Here is a 1,025-nt window from a genome sequence, read left to right as displayed (position 1 = left end):
CCACGGCCCTTGGCGACGGCGTCGTGCGTGACCAGGTGGACGTCGAGGTCGGGGCCGGACTCGCGGGCCACGGTCGCGCTCACGCCGGGGCCGAAGACGTACTGCCAGGGCTTGCGGCGGCTGACGCCCAGCACGATCTGGGTGGCGTTGACCCCGCGGGCGAACTCCAGCAGGGAGCTGGGGATGTCGTCGCCTATGACGTGGTGGAAGGTTCCGCCGAGGTCTTCGACGAGGGTGCGTTGGACGGCGAGTTCCTTCGGGGAGGCGGAGGTGAGGCCGTCGCTGGCCGCGATGTAGACGGCGAGGACCTCCCCGCCGGCGCCCTTCTCCGCGAGCCGGGCGGCCCTGCGGATCAGCGTGCGGCCCTCGGGCCCACCGGTCAGACCCACCACGATCCGCTCGCGCGCCTGCCAGGTCGAACGGATGCCGTGCTCGCCCCGGTACTGCTGGAGGTACTCGTCGACCCGGTCCGCCGTCCACAGCAGCGCCAGCTCCCGCAACGCCGTCAGGTTCCCGGGACGGAAGTAGTTCGACAACGCCGCGTCGACCTTGTCCGGCTGGTAGACGTTCCCGTGCGCCATCCGCCGCCGCAACGCCTGCGGCGACATGTCCACCAGCTCGATCTGGTCCGCACGCCGCACCACCTCGTCCGGCACCGTCTCCCGCTGCCGGATCCCCGTGATCGACTCCACCACGTCACCCAACGACTCCAGATGCTGGATGTTCACCGTGGACACCACGTCGATCCCGGCCCGCAGCAACTCCTCCACGTCCTGCCACCGCTTGGCATGACGCGAACCCGGCACGTTCGTGTGCGCCAACTCGTCCACCAGCACCACCGCCGGCCGCCGGACCAGCACCGCGTCCACGTCCATCTCCGTGAACACCGCACCCCGGTACGCCAACTCCCGACGCGGCACCTGCTCCAACCCGTGCAGCATCACCTCCGTACGCGGCCGACCGTGATGCTCCACGAAACCCACCACACAATCGGTCCCGCGCTCCACCCGACGATGCCCCTCCGA

The 1,025-nt window shown here is 70.3% G+C and carries 1 protein-coding gene; it reads right to left on the bottom strand.

Annotation, left to right across the window (positions count from 1 at the left end):
• Positions 1–1,025, bottom strand: a 1,025-nt coding sequence (locus tag EF918_RS36065; RefSeq protein WP_185922101.1) for a universal stress protein, incomplete at both ends; no start/stop codon positions are given.

The sequence above is a fragment of the Streptomyces sp. WAC06614 genome (assembly GCF_003949795.1).
Taxonomy (GTDB): Bacteria; Actinomycetota; Actinomycetes; order Streptomycetales; family Streptomycetaceae; genus Streptomyces.
Note: the sequence above shows the minus strand (reverse complement) of the source record. Positions and strands in the feature narration are given on the sequence as shown.